This window comes from Coleofasciculus sp. G1-WW12-02 (assembly GCF_040219735.1).
Lineage (GTDB): Bacteria > Cyanobacteriota > Cyanobacteriia > Cyanobacteriales > Coleofasciculaceae > Coleofasciculus.
Window position 1 is genome coordinate 120,162 of sequence record NZ_JAVJRX010000050.1, and the last position, 19,583, is coordinate 139,744.

At 45.8% G+C, this 19,583-nt stretch carries 12 protein-coding genes and 1 pseudogene; 11 read left to right on the forward strand and 2 right to left on the reverse strand.

Annotation, left to right across the window (positions count from 1 at the left end):
- Positions 1-14 precede the first annotated feature (14 nt).
- The 7 genes from petH to RID09_RS09210 all read left to right on the forward strand — a co-directional run bounded on the left by petH (position 15) and on the right by RID09_RS09210 (position 9,142).
- Positions 15-1,238: a ferredoxin--NADP reductase gene (gene petH / locus RID09_RS09180; RefSeq protein WP_446335639.1), complete on the forward strand. Its 1,224-nt coding sequence runs from the start codon at positions 15-17 to the stop codon at positions 1,236-1,238.
- Positions 1,239-1,586: 348 nt separating this feature from the next.
- Positions 1,587-3,473, forward strand: a complete 1,887-nt coding sequence (gene ftsH2 / locus RID09_RS09185; RefSeq protein WP_446335640.1) for an ATP-dependent zinc metalloprotease FtsH2 — start codon at positions 1,587-1,589, stop codon at positions 3,471-3,473.
- Between the two features lie 145 nt (positions 3,474-3,618).
- Positions 3,619-4,320, forward strand: a complete 702-nt coding sequence (locus RID09_RS09190; protein WP_446335641.1) for a Uma2 family endonuclease — start codon at positions 3,619-3,621, stop codon at positions 4,318-4,320.
- Positions 4,320-4,955: a Uma2 family endonuclease gene (locus RID09_RS09195; RefSeq protein ID WP_446335642.1), complete on the forward strand. Its 636-nt coding sequence runs from the start codon at positions 4,320-4,322 to the stop codon at positions 4,953-4,955. The genes RID09_RS09190 and RID09_RS09195 overlap by 1 nt, the downstream gene beginning before the upstream one ends.
- A gap of 110 nt (positions 4,956-5,065) precedes the next feature.
- Positions 5,066-8,071 (forward strand): UvrD-helicase domain-containing protein, encoded by a 3,006-nt coding sequence (locus tag RID09_RS09200; RefSeq protein ID WP_446335643.1) that lies wholly within the window; start codon positions 5,066-5,068, stop codon positions 8,069-8,071.
- Positions 8,072-8,438: 367 nt separating this feature from the next.
- Positions 8,439-8,762 carry a hypothetical protein gene (locus RID09_RS09205; RefSeq protein ID WP_446335644.1) on the forward strand — a complete coding sequence of 108 codons (324 nt, stop codon included), beginning with the start codon at positions 8,439-8,441 and terminating at the stop codon, positions 8,760-8,762.
- Positions 8,759-9,142, forward strand: coding sequence for an aspartyl protease (locus RID09_RS09210; protein ID WP_446335645.1), 384 nt, complete (start codon positions 8,759-8,761; stop codon positions 9,140-9,142). The genes RID09_RS09205 and RID09_RS09210 overlap by 4 nt, the downstream gene beginning before the upstream one ends.
- Positions 9,143-9,184: 42 nt before the next feature.
- Here RID09_RS09210 and RID09_RS09215 read toward each other — a convergent pair whose 3' ends face one another.
- Together RID09_RS09215 and RID09_RS09220 are read right to left on the reverse strand one after the other, a co-directional pair.
- Complete coding sequence (locus tag RID09_RS09215; protein ID WP_446335655.1) at positions 9,185-10,180, reverse strand: diguanylate cyclase domain-containing protein; 996 nt, start codon at positions 10,178-10,180, stop codon at positions 9,185-9,187.
- The gene (locus tag RID09_RS09220; RefSeq protein WP_446335646.1) at positions 10,180-16,164 is read right to left on the reverse strand and encodes a PAS domain S-box protein; all 5,985 of its coding nucleotides are present in this window, start codon (positions 16,162-16,164) and stop codon (positions 10,180-10,182) included. Before RID09_RS09220 ends, RID09_RS09215 begins: the two co-directional genes overlap by 1 nt.
- A 675-nt stretch (positions 16,165-16,839) precedes the next feature.
- Between RID09_RS09220 and RID09_RS09225 the strand changes: the two are divergent.
- The 4 genes and pseudogenes from RID09_RS09225 to RID09_RS09240 all read left to right on the forward strand — a co-directional run.
- A pseudogene (locus RID09_RS09225) lies at positions 16,840-17,091 on the forward strand (acyl-CoA thioesterase); the annotation flags it as partial.
- A 376-nt stretch (positions 17,092-17,467) separates the two neighbouring features.
- Entirely contained in the window at positions 17,468-17,602 is a 135-nt protein-coding gene (locus tag RID09_RS09230) for a hypothetical protein (protein WP_446335647.1), read from the forward strand.
- 357 nt (positions 17,603-17,959) lie between these two features.
- A complete protein-coding gene (locus RID09_RS09235; RefSeq protein ID WP_446335648.1) occupies positions 17,960-18,508 on the forward strand; it encodes an SGNH/GDSL hydrolase family protein in 549 nt (182 codons plus the stop codon).
- A 205-nt stretch (positions 18,509-18,713) separates the two neighbouring features.
- Positions 18,714-19,073 carry a hypothetical protein gene (locus tag RID09_RS09240; protein WP_446335649.1) on the forward strand — a complete coding sequence of 120 codons (360 nt, stop codon included), beginning with the start codon at positions 18,714-18,716 and terminating at the stop codon, positions 19,071-19,073.
- The last annotated feature ends 510 nt before the right edge of the window (positions 19,074-19,583 follow it).

Below are 19,583 nucleotides of genomic sequence, written 5' to 3' on the forward strand. Positions count from 1 at the left end.
AGAGAAATAAAGCAATGTCTAGTTCAAAAGCGGCGGCTAATTCCGCAAACACCACAAACTTCGCGAATCGCCTGTTTCTTTACGAAGTGGCGGGCTTAAGTCAGAATACGGAAACTGACAAAATGGGCTATCCCATTCGTAGCAGTGGCAGCGTCTATATCACAGTGCCATACAATCGGATGAATCAAGAAATGCAACGAATCACCCGCATGGGTGGCACAATTGTCAGCATTCAACCTCTTGATGGCATGATGAATTCTAAGAATGGAGTCAATGGCAATAGCCAATCGACGGGTTCAGCCCAGCCAACGGCGTCCGCACAAAAAAGCCAGCCGATCATTCACGGAAAATCTAAACCGGGAGTTCCCGTTAATCTATACAAACCCAAAAATCCCTATCTGGGCAAATGTATTGAAAACTACGAACTGGTTGCCGAAGGGGGATCAGGTACGGTTCGCCACGTTACCTTTGATGTCTCTGGGGGTGATCTACGGTACCTGGAAGGTCAGAGTATAGGCATTATCCCACCTGGAAAAGACGAAAAAGGAAAGCCTCATAAACTCAGACTCTACTCCATTGCCTCCACTCGTCATGGTGATCACGAGGATGATAAGACTGTCTCGCTTTGTGTTAGACAACTGGAGTACAAGCACCCAGAAACCGGGGAAATCGTCTATGGCGTCTGCTCAAGCTACTTGTGCAACCTGCCAGTCGGCACCGATGATGTCAAGATTACTGGACCGGTTGGGAAAGAAATGTTACTTCCCGAAGATCCAGAGGCTACCGTTCTCATGATGGCAACAGGTACAGGGATTGCCCCCTTCCGGGCTTACCTGTGGCGGATGTTTAAAGAACAGCACGAAGATTACAAGTTCAAAGGGTTTGCTTGGCTGATTTTTGGTATCCCCTATACCGCAAACATTCTGTACAAAGAGGAATTAGAAAAACTACAGCAAGAGTTTCCCGATAATTTCCGTCTCACCTACGCCATCAGCCGTGAACAGAAGAACAAAGAGGGTGGCAAGATGTATATCCAGCATCGGGTGGATGAACATGCCGATGAACTGTTTGAGTTAATGCACAAGGATAATACCCACACCTACATTTGTGGACTCAAGGGTATGGAAGATGGCATTGATTCAGCACTCTCCGCTGCAGCCGAACGGCAAGGGATGAACTGGACTGATTACCAGAAATCTATGAAGAAAGCTGATCGCTGGCACGTTGAAACCTACTAATACGGCTTCCTTAACAGCTTCAGGACTTACGCCAATTTACCGTTGAATCACCATCTGTAGGGGCACGACATGTCGTGCCCCTACTCTATGCTGGGTTTGTGCCTAAGTCCTAAGCTTATAGAGTTGTCGCCATAAAGGTGAGGACTTTCTTGACACCGCTTCCAACTGCCTTTCTCTATAAAGTTGGCTCAGAAAGTTGCTCAAATCCTGAGAATTACGTTAAATTTAATTAAGCAGAAGTAAAGTTTCCTATTGAAACCACCATTTAAGCTGGGCTTTGTGCTAAACAGGAGGCTCTTTGAGAGCAAAAGCCAAACCAGAAAACAAATATCTAGAGGCGAATAAGCGATGAAATTTTCCTGGAGAATTCTCCTACTTTGGACAATACCCGCCCTTGTCATTGGGTTTTTCCTATGGCAGGGGACATTTTCTCCGGCTGTTGGTGATTTAAATCAAAATACTGCCAGCACCCGGATGACTTATGGTCGCTTTTTAGACTACATCGAGAAAGGGAGAGTCACGAGTGTTGACCTCTATGATGGCGGTCAAACGGCAATTGTAGAAGCGATCGACCCGGAGCTGGATAACCGAGTTCAGCGTCTACGTGTGGATTTGCCGGCTAACTCTCCTGAGCTAATCACTAAGCTGAGAGAGGCTGATATTGCTTTAGATACCCATCCAGCACGTCAGGATGGGGCAATTTGGGGCATCCTGGGAAATTTAATTTTTCCGATTTTATTAATTGGGGGGCTATTCTTCCTGTTCCGTCGTTCGAGTAATATTGGTGGCGGTCCGGGTCAAGCTATGAACTTTGGTAAATCCCGCGCCCGGTTCCAGATGGAAGCGAAAACAGGAATTGTTTTTGATGATGTGGCGGGAATTGAGGAAGCAAAGGAAGAATTGCAGGAAGTGGTGACGTTCCTGAAGCAGCCCGAACGGTTTACGGCGGTAGGCGCACGTATTCCTAAAGGGGTGCTGTTAGTCGGACCTCCGGGTACAGGTAAGACATTACTGGCAAAAGCGATCGCGGGTGAAGCTGGGGTGCCTTTCTTTAGTATCTCCGGTAGTGAATTCGTGGAAATGTTTGTGGGTGTGGGCGCGTCTCGTGTCCGTGACTTGTTCAAGAAAGCCAAGGAAAATGCACCTTGTCTGATCTTTATTGATGAGATTGACGCCGTAGGACGACAACGGGGTGCTGGTATCGGCGGCGGGAACGATGAACGCGAGCAAACGTTGAACCAGTTGCTCACTGAGATGGATGGATTTGAAGGCAATACTGGGATTATCATTATTGCCGCGACTAACCGCCCTGATGTTCTGGATTCAGCCTTATTGCGTCCCGGACGGTTTGACCGCCAGGTGATGGTCGATGCGCCGGATCTAAAAGGACGGATTGGTATCCTGGAAGTCCATGCGCGGAATAAGAAACTTGCACCGGAAATTTCCATTGAAGCGATCGCGCGACGTACTCCTGGATTTACTGGGGCAGATTTAGCTAACTTGTTGAATGAAGCCGCTATTCTGACCGCCCGTCGGCGTAAAGAGGCGATTACCATGCTGGAAATCAACGACGCGGTTGACCGGGTGGTAGCGGGTATGGAAGGCACACCGCTGGTGGATAGTAAGAGTAAGCGGTTAATTGCTTACCATGAAGTCGGTCATGCGATCGTGGGGACGGTGCTCAAGGATCATGATCCCGTGCAGAAAGTGACCTTAATTCCTCGGGGTCAAGCTCAAGGATTGACCTGGTTTACGCCGAGTGAAGAGCAAGGCTTAATTACCCGAGCGCAGCTTAAAGCCCGGATTACCGGGGCGTTAGGCGGTCGTGCCGCAGAAGAAGAGATTTTTGGTTATTCTGAAGTTACCACAGGTGCCGGTGGTGATTTACAGCAGGTGACGGGGATGGCGCGACAAATGGTGACTCGTTTCGGCATGTCCGATTTAGGTCCGTTGTCTCTGGAAAGTCAAGAGGGAGAAGTGTTCCTCGGTGGTGGCTTGATGAATCGGGCGGAGTATTCCGAACAAGTAGCCTCTCGTATTGATGAACAAGTGCGCCGCATTGTGGAACATTGTCACGACGACGCCAAGCGGATTATGCGGGAAAATCGCGTCGTGATTGACCGTTTGGTGGATCTGTTAATTGAGAGGGAAACCATTGACGGCGAGGAGTTTCGTCAAATTGTGGCGGAATATACTCATGTACCGGAGAAGGAGCAGTACGTTCCTGTGCTGTAATTTCGGACAGTTTAACTAATTCATTGAGTAGGGATGGTGAAAATCATCCCTATTTTTTTTGAAGCCAAGCTGCACTAGGGAATTAGTGATTTATGTTCTTGATTAAGATAGAATCACGCTCATTTCAACCCATGAGGCTGTTACAATGAGGTCTTCATTACCTAAATCCAAGTTGCCACCGTTGGAGAATGGCGATCGCTTGACTCGTCCTGAATTCGAGCGCCGTTACCACTCCATGCCAGAACTTAAAAAAGCCGAATTGATTGAAGGAGTGGTGTACATGGCTTCGCCGTTACGCTTTACACCCCACGCTGAACCTCATGGACGTTTAATCACTTGGCTGGGAGTTTATCAAGCGGCTACACCCCAAGTGCAAATGGGTATTGAGCCTACCGTTCGCTTGGATATTGACAACGAACCCCAACCTGATGGTGTTTTATTCATTAGCGAACAAAGCGGTGGACAAGTGACTATCTCTCAAGAGGGATACTTGGAGGGCGCACCAGAATTAGTGGTTGAAATTGCCGCGAGTAGTGCAGCGATTGATTTAGGGGATAAAAAACGTGCCTATCGGCGCAGTGGTGTACAAGAATACATTGTTTTGCAGGTATTTGACCAAAGAATTGATTGGTTTAGTTTACAGGATGGCGATTATGTTCCTTTGATACCGGATGAACAGAATAGGATTTCTTCTCTGGTGTTTCCGGGTTTGTGGTTAGATGTTCCTGTCATGTTACAAGGAAATATGCAGCAAGTGTTAACTGTCTTACAAACAGGCATTAATTCGGCGGAGCATCAAGCATTTGTCCAACAGTTAATCGAATCCCAGCATGGAGAAGGCTGCTGATGATTAATGTGATTGTCAAACCCAATACCATCGAGTTGCCAGCCGGAGCAGTGGTGAGAGTTCCTGGAACCTGGCAGGATTATCAAATATTGCTGGAACATTTAGGCGATAGCACTTCCCCTCGTGTCAAGTACCGCCATGGAGAACTACTGCTGATAGTTCCTTTACCTGAGCATGGTAAGCAACTAGACATTATCGTGGAAATGGTCAAGGTGTTGCTACGCCATCAGGGACTGAGGTTCGACTCTTACCACGAAACCACGATGGATTTACCCGATCATAGTGGTGTTATCCCGGATCATTTTTTCTATATTGGGGAGTTACCTGTGGTGGGAAAAAGTCGGATTGATTGGAGTAATGATCCGCCACCGGATTTGGCAATTGAGTGCGATGTTACCTCATTCACCAGTGTTAATGATTATTTGCCTTATCGAGTCAGGGAACTTTGGATTGTTCGCCAACAAAAGATTAAAATCTATCAGTTTCAGGATGGGCGGTATAGTTTGGTTGAGCAGAGTCAGTTTTTCGGTGGATTTGACCTGAATGCGATCTTTACTGAGTGCATCAAAGATGCCTATCAACTTGGATCTGGCGCGATTGATAAATTGAGCGATCGCTATCCTCGCCAACGGTGAAGTTGTGAATGGGGGGATTGGGTGTTAATTTTGGACGAGAGTAGATGTTGGATTTCATCCGATCCGGTTCAGCCGACGGTAACACTACAAATAAAAGAGGAGCAGTAATCATGGTGTTTATTGGTCTGCTAGTAAACCATACAATATTTGGCGTTGGAGTAATCATAGAAATTAAAGATAATAAATATGTTGAGATTTGCTTTATTGACGACCCCGAAAGGATTAGAATATTTAAGATTGAGTCGCTTGATGATGAAGTATTTATTCCTACAAAAAATTTATCGCTCAATGCAGAACAAGCGGAACGAATTGCAGAGGAACAGCGAAAACTACAGGCAAAACGCCAAGAACACGCTCGTCTTGAACAGCAACGTAGAGAACAAGAGAGACTGCGACTTGAAGCAGAGCGCCAGGAGAGGGAACGTAGACTAGAAGAAGAACAGCAACGTAGAGAACAAGAGAGACTGCGACTTGAAGCAGAGCGCCAGGAGAGGGAACGTAGACTAGAAAAAGAACAGCAACGTAGAGAACAAGAGAGACTGCGACTTGAAGCAGAGCGCCAGGAGAGGGAACGTAGACTAGAAAAAGAACGCCAAGAACGCGCTCGTCGTCAGGCAGAAAAGCAAATTTTACTTAACAGCCTGAAGGAGCAGTTTGAGCAAAACTTTCTCAATGTTTATAACTTCTATCAAACTCATTGTTCTAAATACATATTATTAGAAGAGTACCAGACGGAAAAGTCGAATTATGTTAAGTCTTGGATAAAAGAACACTTAGGTTCAGAACCTGATCTTGAACAAGCAGCAGCGATTGGTGCTGTTGAAGGGCATATCCAAGTAGTCGCGCGGGCGGGTAGTGGTAAAACCTCAACCTTGGTTAACCGAGCTTTATTTTTACAGAAACATTGTGGTGTTGCACCCAATGAGATGTTGCTATTAGCCTTCAATCGCAAAGCTGCGGAAGAAATACGAGAACGCCTCGCCTCGCAATTACACGATTCTATTCCCCATGTAATGACGTTCCACGCATTAGCTTACGCCCTAGTTCATCCTGAAGAAAGCCTGCTTTTCGATGAACCAGATGGCGCACAGAGCAAAAGCCGCGCTCTCCAGTCTGTGATTGACGACTACCTACGTCACCCAGATTACCGCCGAGAAATTCGCACCGTGATGATGGCGCACTTTCGGGAAGACTGGGAGCGCATTGCTGCGGGTGGCTACGACAAAAGTCCTGAAGCAATGCTGCGTTACCGTCGCTCATTGCCAAGAGAAGGGCTTGATGGAACATACCTTAAATCTTTTGGCGAGAAGGTCATTGCTGACTTCCTATTTGAACACAATATAAAATATAGATACGAGCTTAATTTCTGGTGGAATGGAGTCAATTACCGCCCCGATTTTACAGTTTTTACAGGAGACAAGCAAGGGGTAATTATCGAATATTTTGGACTCCAAGGTGATCCAGATTATGACGCCATGTCGGATAAAAAGCGAATTTATTGGCAAAATCATCCTAACTGGTGCTTAGTTGAATTTTCTCCAAGTGATCTAAAGAATCAGGGAAGGCAAGGTTTTCATGCTTTATTAAAGCGCTCTCTTGAAGATTTGGGAATTACTTGTAATCGCTTGAGTGAAGAAAAAATTTGGCATCAGATCAAAGACCGTGCGATAGACCGCTTTACCAAGGCAGTAGTGGGATTTATACAGCGATGCCGTAAACTGTTCCTCACCCCAGAAAGACTAACCAAAATTATTGATAATCATACCTATGCTAGCGATGTCGAGCGGCGCTTCTTGGAATTGGCAAAGATATTTTATCAGTCTTATCTGGAACGTCTTCAAGCAACAGGCGACGAAGATTTTGATGGACTGATGCAAAGAGCCGCAGACATAGTTAAATCTGGACAAACTGTATTTCGCCGCAAAACGGGTACTGGTGATTTCAAACGTCTTCGATACGTGTTCATTGATGAATATCAAGATTTTTCTAAACTTTTCCACGATTTAATACAAGCCGTTCGAGAACAAAATACTCAAGCGTACTTTTTCTGCGTTGGTGATGACTGGCAAGCCATTAATGGCTTCGCTGGTTCTGATCTCCAGTTCTATCAGAATTTCACCCAATTTTTCCAGCCCTCGCGTAAACTCAACCTATCCACCAATTACCGCTCAGCCACTTCGATTGTCGATATCGGCAATACATTGATGCAAGGATTGGGAACTCCCGCTCGTGCCTACAAGAATATATTAGGAAAAGTTGAGATTGTGGACTTGGAAACTTTTGAGCCAACCCAAAATGAATTAGAGACTCATCCAAGAGATAGCTTAACACCTGCTGTATTGCGCCTAGTAAACAAAGCGATTAAAGACAACAAAGACATTGTTTTGCTCAGCCGAAAGAATAGTTTACCGTGGTACGTGAATTACAGAGAGCGACAGAGTAAGTCGAGAAAAGGCGCACTGGATAGTTTTCTTCAGCAAGTGCGCTCCTATCTACCTGAAAACTCAAGGCACAAAGTAACGATATCGACAGCTCATAAGTACAAAGGACTAGAAAAAACGGTAGTCATCGTGCTTGATGCTGTCCCTCGTTGTTACCCGTTACTTCATCCTGACTTAATGTTTACTCGTATTTTTGGTGATAGTATAGAGCGGGTGGTTGGCGAAGAGCGCCGTCTTTTCTACGTGACATTAACTCGTGCCGTGGAACATTTATTTATCCTCACTGAAACGAACAACGTATCACCTTTTCTGGAAGAATTAAAGAGCAGAAAAACAATTCCTTTACTCAATTGGTCGGATTACCTGCCCTTAGTTGGTTCTACACAACGCATCACTGTTAAAGTAGGGAACCAAAATGGACGAGGTGGAAACGGCACTTACGCGATTAAAGACTTGCTCAAAGCTGAAGGCTATAACTGGAACAGTCGCTTGAACGCTTGGTGCCGTACCTATCCAGTAGAGAACTTCTCAATCGAACAGTTTTTGGATAATGCTGTGTGGATTTCTTGTGCTGTTGGAATTGAGGTGCGGTTTGATGATGAGTTCGAGAAGATGTTAGCCATTTATCATGTTGATAGAGGGCAATGGACTTGTACGATTGATAATCTTTTTTAAGTTAAAATTAGCGCGATCGCTCTCTAGTCAAGCTAAAATAGTGCAATAGAATTAGCGGGGTTTCTAAGCGCAAGTTTCTGGACGCAAGCATTACGCCCCTACGCTATAGACCAATAAATAAATTAATTAAACAATTTTCAATTCCCTAATTTATCAAAATAGAGGTACTAATTGATATGATACAGCAATTAAAAGCTGACCCAGCAACCGATATCATCTACCCCGACAGCGATGGTCAACCCATGGCGAAGAAATAGGGGAGAATTTTATTAACACGCGATCGCACGGCATTCCCCTGGATTTCCTGGGACAGATTTAGGTAAAATACCATTACCACAATCCCTAATGTAACATTCTTGAACTCAACATGACGTCCTTACCACAGAAGCGCCAACCAAGACGGGGACGGATATTCCCAGAATATACCATCCCGCCAGAAGAATTAGCCAGACGCAGAGCGAAACGCATTGAACTGGGCAAGCGTTGCCGAGTTATTTTTGAACGACTTCGTCCGGAACTGATTGAACAATACTACAATTGGTTCATTGCCATAGAACCGGATAGCGGCGACTATTTAATTGACCCAAAACTAGAAGGAGTGCTTCAAAAACTACGAGATCGCTATGCTAGCACCGACAGCAAACTAACAATATTTCGACTTAATGACACAGGCACCTGTGGTACGATATGATTGTCGGCAGATTCGGCGAAACAGGCGAGTTATTTTTTGACATAGAACTGATTGCAGCAAACGACGATTGCTTTGCCGTTGAAGCACTTCTAGATACAGGTTTTACGACAGGTTGGCTAGCAATTAACTCTCAAGATATAGACGCTTTGGGGTGGTCTTTGATTTCATCTGAAATTGAGATGAAAACGGCGCGAGGAGAGGAGCTTTTTGATATCTATGAAGGAAAAGTCATTATTGATCACCAAGAGTTTACCATTCCCGTTCACGTTGGAGAAGGACTACCTGATATTTTAATCGGTTCCCAGTGGTTAGAGATTATCGAACTAATCGTAAAGAAACGAAAGGGTATTTTGACTTTAGAAGTTCTGGAAAGCCAGTAAGGTTAAGTACTGTGTTAGTCCACTACAAATGACCAATAACAATCAAACTTCAACCAAATTCCCCACCACGCGATCGCGCCCTTGCACCTTTGCCTTATAAAGCGCTTGATCTGCCTCAGCTATCAGCCGATCTGGTGTAGTTCTTGGCGGCGGAACCACGCCAGCTACCCCAAAACTCAAGGTGACAAACTTACTCACCAAAGACCCCTCATGGACAATCGCCCGAGCCTTTACTTTCAACCGAATCGATTCTGCCACCTGCATTGCACCTCTGAGGGACGTATTCGGTAAAATAATCACAAATTCCTCACCCCCATACCGAGCCACCACATCCGCTGGACGCTTAACCGCTTTACGCAAAATATCAGCCACCTGTTTCAAGCACTCATCTCCCGCTTGATGCCCATAAGTATCGTTGTATGGCTTAAAAAAATCAATATCACACAAAATTAACGCCAGGGGCGCTTGCTCCCGCGCCAATCGTTTCCACTCCTGCTGCAACGCCTCATCAAACGCCCGACGATTGGCAATCTGGGTCAACCCATCCAAATCAACCAACCGCTGCAACTCCTGATTCATTTCCTCTAACTTCGCCTTCAACACCCGTTCCTGCTCAATTTTGCGACGCAACTCTGCCATAATCCAACGGGTTTGCAGTAATCGACGCACCCGTTGCCGCAGCACCGCCCAATGAATCGGTTTTGTGATATAATCCGTAGCGCCTGCCTCAAAAGCTCGGTCTACCGATTCCTGATTATTGAGTCCAGTAATCATCAGGATAGGGGGACAGTCCTGACCAAACATTTCCTGTAACTTAGCGCAACAGGTAAAGCCATCCATCACCGGCATCATCGCATCTAACAAAACAATATCCGGTAACTGTTCGGTGCAACGCGCTAGACATTGATGCCCATCCCCCACTTCCAACACCCGATAGCCCTCCTGCTCCATCGCCCGACGTAGCACCAGGCGTAGGGTCTTTTCATCATCCACAATCAATATCAAGGGTGAGTCATGCTGAAAGTCAGGCTCATTCATCATCGTTTCCTCGGATGCTCTTGTTGCAACGCGGCGACAACTCGCTCATACTCTGCATCAAACTGGGAAAGCAGGGTTAAGACACTCTCTAGGTTTCCCGTGCGACCCCGCGCTTCTAAATCCGCACACAGTTGTGCTAAACCCGTTGCACCAATCGTCAGACTTGATGATTTCAACGCATGGGCGGATTGGTGCAGAGCATTAGCATCATCATGAGCGATCGCACTATGAATCGCTTGTACCCTAGGAGGGGAGTCTTCCAGATAAGAGTCAATCACCTCCGCGATTAACCCCTCAAAATCGTCTCCGGCTATTTCTCTTAAATCTTGCAGCACTTGACGATCTAGGGCGGGAGTTGCACTAGAATCTGAGGGTGTTTCTGGCACCAATACGTCCTCATCTGAATGATCCGTTATGCTATCTCTGCCTGCTTGAGCCAGCACCTGGGAATAGTTATTCAACGCTTGAACCAGGGCTTCCGGTCGAATCGGTTTACTGATATAGTCATTCATGCCCACTTGCAGACATTGTTCTCGGTCTCCCTGCATCGCATGAGCCGTCATGGCAATAATCCAAGGTTGGCAAGCTGACGCCCCTTGAGCCCGGATGCGGGTAGTTGCCTCCAATCCGTCCATTTCAGGCATTTGCACATCCATGAACACCACCTGATAGGACTTACGACCCAGGGATTCCAGCGCCTCTTGTCCATTGTTCGCCACATCCGCGCGATATCCCAATCGCTGCAACATCTGGCGAGCCACCTTTTGATTGACCGCCACATCTTCGACGAGCAGAATGCGTAACGGTAGCTTCTGGGCAAACTGAGCCTCAAGCAGTCCCGATAAGCGCTCGCCCGGACGCACCGAGATTCGCCTACGTCCTAAAATTGCCACAAACACATTATAAAGCTGGGATTGCTTAATCGGCTTGGTTAGAAACGCCGCAAAGTTAGGCATATCATCGGGTTGGTAGGGGGTTTGGCGACCCACAGAACTGAGCATGACCAAGGGAAGTGGTTCACTCTTCGGTAACGCCTCAATGCGTAACGCTAAGGTAAAACCATCCATTTCTGGCATTTGCCAATCCAAAACCGCCAGATCAAAAGGTTCTCTTGCGGCTAACCAATTCAACGCTTGCTCTCCCGATTCCGCCGTTATCACCTCCATCCCCCACGACTGCGCCTGTAGGGTAATAATTTGGCGATTCGTAGCATTATCATCTACCACCAGTAACCGTTTTCCCCGTAACTCCGGTTGGGGTGTATCCAACTCAGCCGTGACCGAATGGGGGTCTGATTTCACCACAATCGTGAAATAAAACGTCGAACCTTTGCCCACCTCACTCTCCGCCCACAAGCGCCCACCCATCCGTTCACTTAAACGCTTACTAATCGCTAAACCCAGTCCTGTTCCGCCATAATTGCGGGTCATAGACGCATCCACCTGAGAGAACGGTTTAAACAAACGATTCATGCGATCGCGCGGAATGCCAATTCCCGTATCTCTGACTGTAAATTGCAGTTCGTAATCTTGGGCGTTGTCAATCCCACTTGGATAGGCTTTAATCTCCTGTTCCTGTACTTCCAGACGTTCCACCGGAACGTCTCTACGGGCTTCCCCAGACACCGCCCGACTCACCACTGACACCACCACTTCTCCCTGTGGAGTAAACTTCACCGCATTACTCAGCAAATTCACCAGAATCTGTCGCAGGCGGGTAATATCACCCACCACATTGCTTGGAGTTTGGGGTTCAATTAAATAAGCGAGTTCCAATCCTTTCGCCGCCGCTTGGGACGCCACTAAATCTAACGCTTCCTCAATACAAACATGCACATTAAAGAGATGTTCTTCTAATTCCAGTTTGCCGGATTCGATTTTCGAGAAATCCAGAATATCATTAATAATCGTCAGCAACGCTTCACCACTACTACTAATCGTATTCGCAAAGTCTCGTTGCTGAGGCGTCAGTTGAGTATCCAACAACAACCCAGCCATACCAATCACCGCATTCATCGGCGTGCGGATTTCATGGCTCATCATCGCCAGAAACTCACTTTTGGCTCGATTGGCGACTTCTGCTTCCCGTTTGGCTTTATGGAGGGCGAGGTTCTTCAGCGTCAGTTCTTCCCGCCGTTGTTTTTCCTGTTCTAAGAGTTGAGCTTGAGCTAAAGCAATCCCAACTTGCGCCGCTACCGCCTCTAACAATTCAATCTCATCGGCATTCCATTCCCGGAAGCGATCGCATTGATGTAAACAAATAATACCATTGGTCTGCTCCTGATAGGAAGTACGCACCGAAAGCATGGATTTAAGACCAATCTGACGACAAAGAAAATCCGCCCCCTCTAGTCGTGGATCAGTATAAACATTCTCGGAACTCACGGCTTGATCTTGCGCTAGCACCGCTTGGGTGTGAGGATTACCCAAAACTGGAATCCTTTGCTCTCGGGTAGACTCATAACCCGGTTCTAAATATTCCGCCACCAACGGAATTTGGGGAGAAGGCTTTGCCAAATAGGTATGAATCAAGCAACGATTCACGCCAAACACCTGACCCACTTGCGTCGCCGCTGTCTGAAAAATATGGTCACTATTTAAGCTTTGGCGAATTTCTTGGGTAATGTGTTTAAGCAGCAACGTGCGTTGTAATTGCCGCTCTAATACAGTTTTAGCTTGTTGACGTTCGATCTCATGACCTACCCACTGTGCCATGAGTTTGAGCAGTTGATGGGACGCCGAGGGATTTTTGGCGGTGAGGGTGGCGGGACGTTCTTGAACACTGAAAAAGCACAGCGCCCCATAAATGTTTCCGGCTACCTTGACACTCGTACCCAGATAAGATTTAATCCCAAACCTTAGACAGGCTGGATGATTTGCCCACTCTGTATCTTGAGCCAACTCAAACGCGATCGGTTCTTTGGCTTGGGTTGTTTCGCGACAAATCGTCTGTTCTAATTCAAAGCTATCCCCCGCCTGCACTTGTCTCGATCCATTGGGGGGAACTTGAGCCGCAATCACCAGACAGCGCCCTTTCTCAATCCGAGACACAATACCGACATCGTGACCAAAATGACGCCGCCCCAGGGCTAAGAGTCCTTGCAGGCGTTGCTCAAACGTGAGTTTGGGTGCAGCCGCGACTCGATATAAACCCCGAATTGCGGCTTCGGCTTGGCGCTGTTGTTGCTCAATCTGTTTGCGCTCGGTAATATTACGGATAATCCCAATAATCTGATTATCCAAAAATGGCACGAGTCTGGCTTCATAGTTTTGCTCTCCTTTTGCTAAGGATAAGGAATACTCCAGACTCACCGGGGATGGGCTCTGAATCACCTGGGCGATCGCCTGACGAATTTTCTCACTCACATCAGCAGGTAGGACATTGTAGACAGGCTGTTCTAGAAACTGTTCTGGCTCGACATATAATTCACTCCGATTGGTGGCTTTATAGTCGAGAATGGTTCCATCTTGACTCAATCTAAAATACAAATCCGGAAGGGCATTAAAAATCGCTTGCAGTTCTGAGTTTTTCTGATGTAAGGCTTCCTCCGCTTGTTTGCGATGAGTGATATCACCAAAGGTAACGGCAAACCCATCCCCTAATTTGACGGCGGCGATTTGAAACCAAGCCTGAATCCCGTCGTAGTGGTAATGAAATTCTCGCTCAATGGGGATACCGATTTCTGTTACCTGAACATAGAAATCAAAGAGTCCTTCTTGGCGATTTCCCGGCATTTCCACGAGTAAATGCCTACCCATGAGTTCCTCACTCGTCCGTCCCACCATGCGTTCGGCGGCGGGATTGATCAACAACCATTTAAAATCAGTAATAGTCCCTTGGCGATCGCGAACGGCTTCAAATGCCATTACCCCATCCAGGGAACTATTTAATACCCCAGATAGCAGGGATTGGGAATATTCCAGAGCGGCTTGACTTTCTTTTACATCTGTGATGTCTATGCAAGAACCGATATAACCCAAGAAACTGCTATCGTCACCAAACCGAGGAATACCTGTATCTAAGAGCCAACGGTATTCCCCATCAGCGCGTCGCAGTCGGTATTCCATGCGAAAGGATTGGCGACGGTTAAAGGCATAACTATAGGTTTGTCGGCAATTAGGCTTATCCTCTGGATGTACCGCCTCTACCCAACCCTCGCCGAGTTCATCTTCTAAACGGCGTCCGGTAAATTCTAACCAGGGGCGGTTAAAAAACGTACAACGCCCATCGGTTCCAGCCACCCAAAGCAGTACAGGCGCACTATCTGCCATGGTACGGAAGCGGGCTTCACTCTCTCGTAAGGCGGCTTCGGCTTGCTTGCGTTCAGTGACGTTGTGAGCAACACAATAAATTAATCCGTCTTCCACTAAGGCTTTGGCATTCCACAACAGCCAGCGATAGGAACCATCTGAACAGCGATAGCGATTTTCAAAGGCGATGGCGTCTTTCCCGGTTGTGAGACTTTCGGCTTCCGCCAGAGTCGCGGCGCGATCATCGGGATGAACCAATTCTAGATAAGGTTGGGCTAAGAGTTCAGCTTCACTCCAACCTAAGGTTTTTTCCCAGGCGGGATTCAGACGCCTAAAATAGCCATCAAACCCCGCAATACACAGCATATCAACGGACAGGTCAAAGATGCGATCGCGCTCTTGTTCGGCTTGGCGACGTTCGCTAATATCCGTTTGAATGCCAATATAGTGGGTGAGTTTGCCGTTACTATCGCGGATGGGGGAAACGGACAGTTCATTCCAGAAGCGTGTACCATCTTTGCGAGAGTTTTGCACGATGACATGAGAGTCTTGTTCGTTTTCTAACGCCGCTTTCAGCTTATCTAAGCCAGGTTGTTGATGATTATCCCCTTGTAAGAAGCGACAATTTTTTCCCAAAACCTCTGGCGCTGAATAACCCGTAATTTTCTCAAAGCCGGGATTGACGAAAATAATCGGGTTATCGGGTAAATTTGGATCAGTAATCAGGATACCATTACTACTCGCCGCGATCGCCCGTTCCAACAGTTGTAAGCGCACCTCAGCCTGCTTGGATTCGGTAATGTCGCGGGTGACTTTGGCAAATCCCCGTAGGTATCCGGTTTCATCGCGCAGTGCTGTAATAATGGTTGTACCCCAAAACTGCGAACCATCCCGCCGCATACGCCACCCTTCATCCTCAAATCGACCCATTTGGGCGGCAATTTGTAAAGATTGTTCAGGTTTGCCGTTTTCTTGGTCTTCTTTTAGGAAAAAACACTGATAATGTTGACCAATGATCTCTGACGCTGAATACCCTTTCAGACGTTGAACGCCTGCATTCCAGCTAACAATTTTACCCTCAGTATCAATTAGGTAAATCGCATAGTCGTTAATCCCGTCAATCAGCAGGTTTAAGCGTTCATCACTGGCTTGCAGGGCGAGTTCAGTGTGCTGGCGATCGCTAATATCATGAATCAGCCAGAGAATTACGACAACCTTTTCTTCCCTATCTTTAATGACGCTATTGAGGGTTTCACCGATAAAATTGTCCCCATTTTGGCGTCGATATTTAATGGGTTTAGACTGATTAAAATCCACAGAATCAGGATTCCAACTCTGTCGCTCAAACTCCTGGGGATTAGTATACAACTGTTGCCAGGGTTGTCCCACTACGGCTTCTTGCTGGTAACCAAATAGGTGAATAAAGGCTGAGTTGACCTTAAGGATAAAACCCTCTGTATTGGTAACAATGACCGCTTGGGGAATCGCTTGAAACAGGGTGGCGTAATCAACTGGTATAGTTTCAGTCAAGGTTTTGGGGGAATTGGGTTGAGCGGTAGCGTTTCTTTGTCTTTGAGTTTGTCTTAAGCCGGCTAAACCTGTAGCCAATAACCCAATTATGGCGAAAACACCGCCACATATTAACACTAGATGAATTGGGCTGGAACCGGATAGCCCGTCATTACAGCAATGAATTAACCCATCGATTAACAGTCGATTGAAAAAGGACAACATATAAACTCTACCGATCACAGAAACTTGGGCTTATTTGGCGCCAGTGATAAAAAGACTGAACTTCAGGTTAAGGGTATGACTTTAGAAACATCCCTGTTGCAAAAACGGGTCGGTTATATCTGCCATGCATAGAGTTGAACAATTAACTCGTGTATCTACCTACAACTAGACGGCAAAGATCCGCGCGAGTTTACGGATTTTTTATGTTAAACGGTAAAGAGTTAAAGAAAATTTACGTTTTTATCAGTAAATCAATCAACAAAGCTGACACCATTAAATGACGAAAAAGTCAAACCAATATTTTGTAGTTTTCCCTGAGAAATTCACCATTCAATGAAGCAACAAACATTGAGAGTGGCAAGCCGTCTCTTGATTGTGCCTAATCTGGCTAGAAGCGATTATCAATGTTCTAGACATTTAGATATTTTGCCGCTACCCACTTCAGCATTCGTTTGTTAATGATTTCTACGGGTTAATGGCAACATAAAAAATAGAACAGCTCAATTTCTATAATAAACGATCAAACACACTGTTGAAATACTCGGTGGTGTTAGCCGGGGCAAATAGAGACAGTCATAGACGTACCCATCCCAGAGTCGTCGGTATGCTACCTTAGCTGGGGACTCACCAAAGCGTGTATCCTCAACCCTGAGAATCCCAACCACAGTGAAGCCAATGCAAATCTATACCAGGCAATTGCGGGTGCGGCATTACGAAATCGATGTCCTCGGACATGTAAACAATGCTGTTTACCAGAATTATCTCGAACAAGCCGCCGTGGAACACGCCCAACTCCTAGGCTATTCTTTGGCACAATGCCGAAAACTGGGAGGTGTGTTTGTCATGCGTCGAATTGAAATAGACTATTTGCGTCCAGCTATAGCAGATGATACCCTAGAAATCACCACTTGGCTACAGCAGGTCAGGAACCTCAGCCTAAAGGCATGAGGCTTGAAAGAGAAATCTAACAAGCCATTCTGACCAGCTTAAGTCTTAACTGACTACGTTATCGGCAAGTGTTCAAGACCTACCAGTAGATGCGTAGCTAGTCTACTGCTCTAGAACCGAAAAGTTAAACAGTTTTAAGGTCACTGAAACAGTGCTTTTTGGATAGTTACCGACCGATAACATTGGCGAAGCTAACTTTACCCCAGAAATGGGAGACAATTGGAGGGGCAACCATACCCCTTCACCCCCTAAAAAAGTATGCGGTTAAAACCGCTACCGCGTGTTCCTCCCTGGTCTGAAGACACGGGGTTTCCCACAACGGAGGAGTTCTAATGAAATTCATCGATTAGCACAAGTGCAACCCTTAGTTATTGCCGAAGCAATCTGGGTGTGGGTGGATTTAGTTACGATGCGCCCACGGGGAATTCCTAAAGAAATTTTGACGGGTTTCGAGCAAATTCAGCCCGATAATAAGCTGTCAAAGACTTGATTTGAATGGTACTGACTTAAGCTTAAGCCTAGGACTAAAGTTTTGGATTATTCAGTAAAGTTTAATTGACTTTATATTTAAACTTTAAATATATTTACAGGATCTTAAATTTTTACCGGAATGCAGAAACGAAAGCGCTTATTTAAGTTGATATTTTTATTAATTTTGGTCGCATTGGTTCTATCGTTTGTTATTAATATTTTTCTATTCTCTCAAGCAAAATCATACTACATACAGCTAAATAAAACCAATCTCGATCCCTTCGGACTACAAACATTTAATAACGATTCATTGCCCGATAGTTCATTAACTACATCCCCAGTAACCGTCGTCTTCTTTGGGGATTCGCGAGCAGCTATGTGGGTTGCTCCAGCAAAGCTCAATGGCTTTTCTTTTATTAATCGCGGCATTGGCAATCAAACCTCAACTCAGGTCTTGGGACGTTTTGAGCAACATATTTTACCCTTAAACACCGATATTATCGTTGTCCAAGTGGGAATTAACGACTTAAAAGCAATCCCACTATTTCCTCAGCAAAAAGCCACCATTATCAGCAACTGCAAGGCTAATATTCAACAGATTGTCGCTCGTTCACTAAACCGTGATGCAACTGTGATATTAACAACCATTTTTCCCATTGGTCCGGTTCCGCTGATTCGTCAACCCTTTTGGTCACCTGATGTCGCCCAAGCGGTTAAAGAAGTCAATGCTTACCTCTACTCACTAAAAGCCAAAAATGTCTTAATTTTAGATGCCTATTCGCTCCTGGGTGAGAATCAGCAAGTGCAAAGCCAATACGTTTACGATACTTTGCACATCAACCGCAGGGGGTATAAAGCGCTTAATCAGGAGTTGACAAAGATGCTATCGACTTGGTTGATAGATAACAGTATTAATAATTCATAAGTTAATTGTCGGCACAGGTTTAGCTACTGTAGGGACTCCCTCAATTGATCAAGAAAGCAAATCTGACCTGCTCACCTTGAGGATTGGCTTTAATTAGAGAATGGGTAGATCTATCTACGGGCAGAAGCCAAGGCTGTCGTTAGTAGCTAGGATATCATTTGATATTTCAAATCAATTTCGGGTTGACGCCGAAAAGGAGATTTCAATGCTACAATTTTTGATCATTTTTCAGCGACGGATTGGCACAATGCTGTGGGCTTTCAGTTTAATCACGTTAATAAATGTAGGGAATTTATTGCTCGTGAATCATCAAGCCGCTTTAGCCGCCTCTGATACGCCCTTAACGACTCCACCGACAGCAGAAAAGACTGAATTAGGATTCTCGTCGCCGCAAGAGAAAGAAGAGGCGTATGAGGAAGCGACAGAAGCACTAACGAAAGATCCCAAAAAAGGGGTGGAAAAACTTTACGACGAGGAAATGGAAAAATATAAAGAATCTCAGCCGGATAAAAATGTGTTAGAAAAGGCAAAAGAGGTGATTGAAGGAATAACAAACAACGATTAAACGGAAGTTCCCCCCAGCCCAAAAATCGCCACTGTTTCACCGTGCGACTTTGCAGCATTGTTTAGTCGCCCTACTTCCATACAATCGAGCCAAACCTTGAATTAGGGGGGATTCCAACCTATTGTCAGCCACAGTGCGATCGCGCTGATATTATAAGTCAGAGCTATATACCAGCTTTCGACAGCCCAACTACAAGGGCAACTACAAACCGACTAAATGTTAACTTTATCTTAAAAAAGTAACAAAAACTACACTTTATTGACAATTTAATCAAGTCTCGTGAAATAATCATAGTAAGGGCAAATCGCATCGGCTTTAATCTTTCCTCGAAAAAGGAGAGATTAAAACGCTGCTTTGTTCATCTGTAAGCGCTATCCGTCGAACAGTGGACAGTAATGGACAACAAATACCAAAACTGTAGAGATAGCCAGTCTCAGTTCTTTAATGAACTACGCTACCTGGGTCATGACACCTTAAGGTGCTTTCCAGCTTTAAGCTACTGTCGCTCAA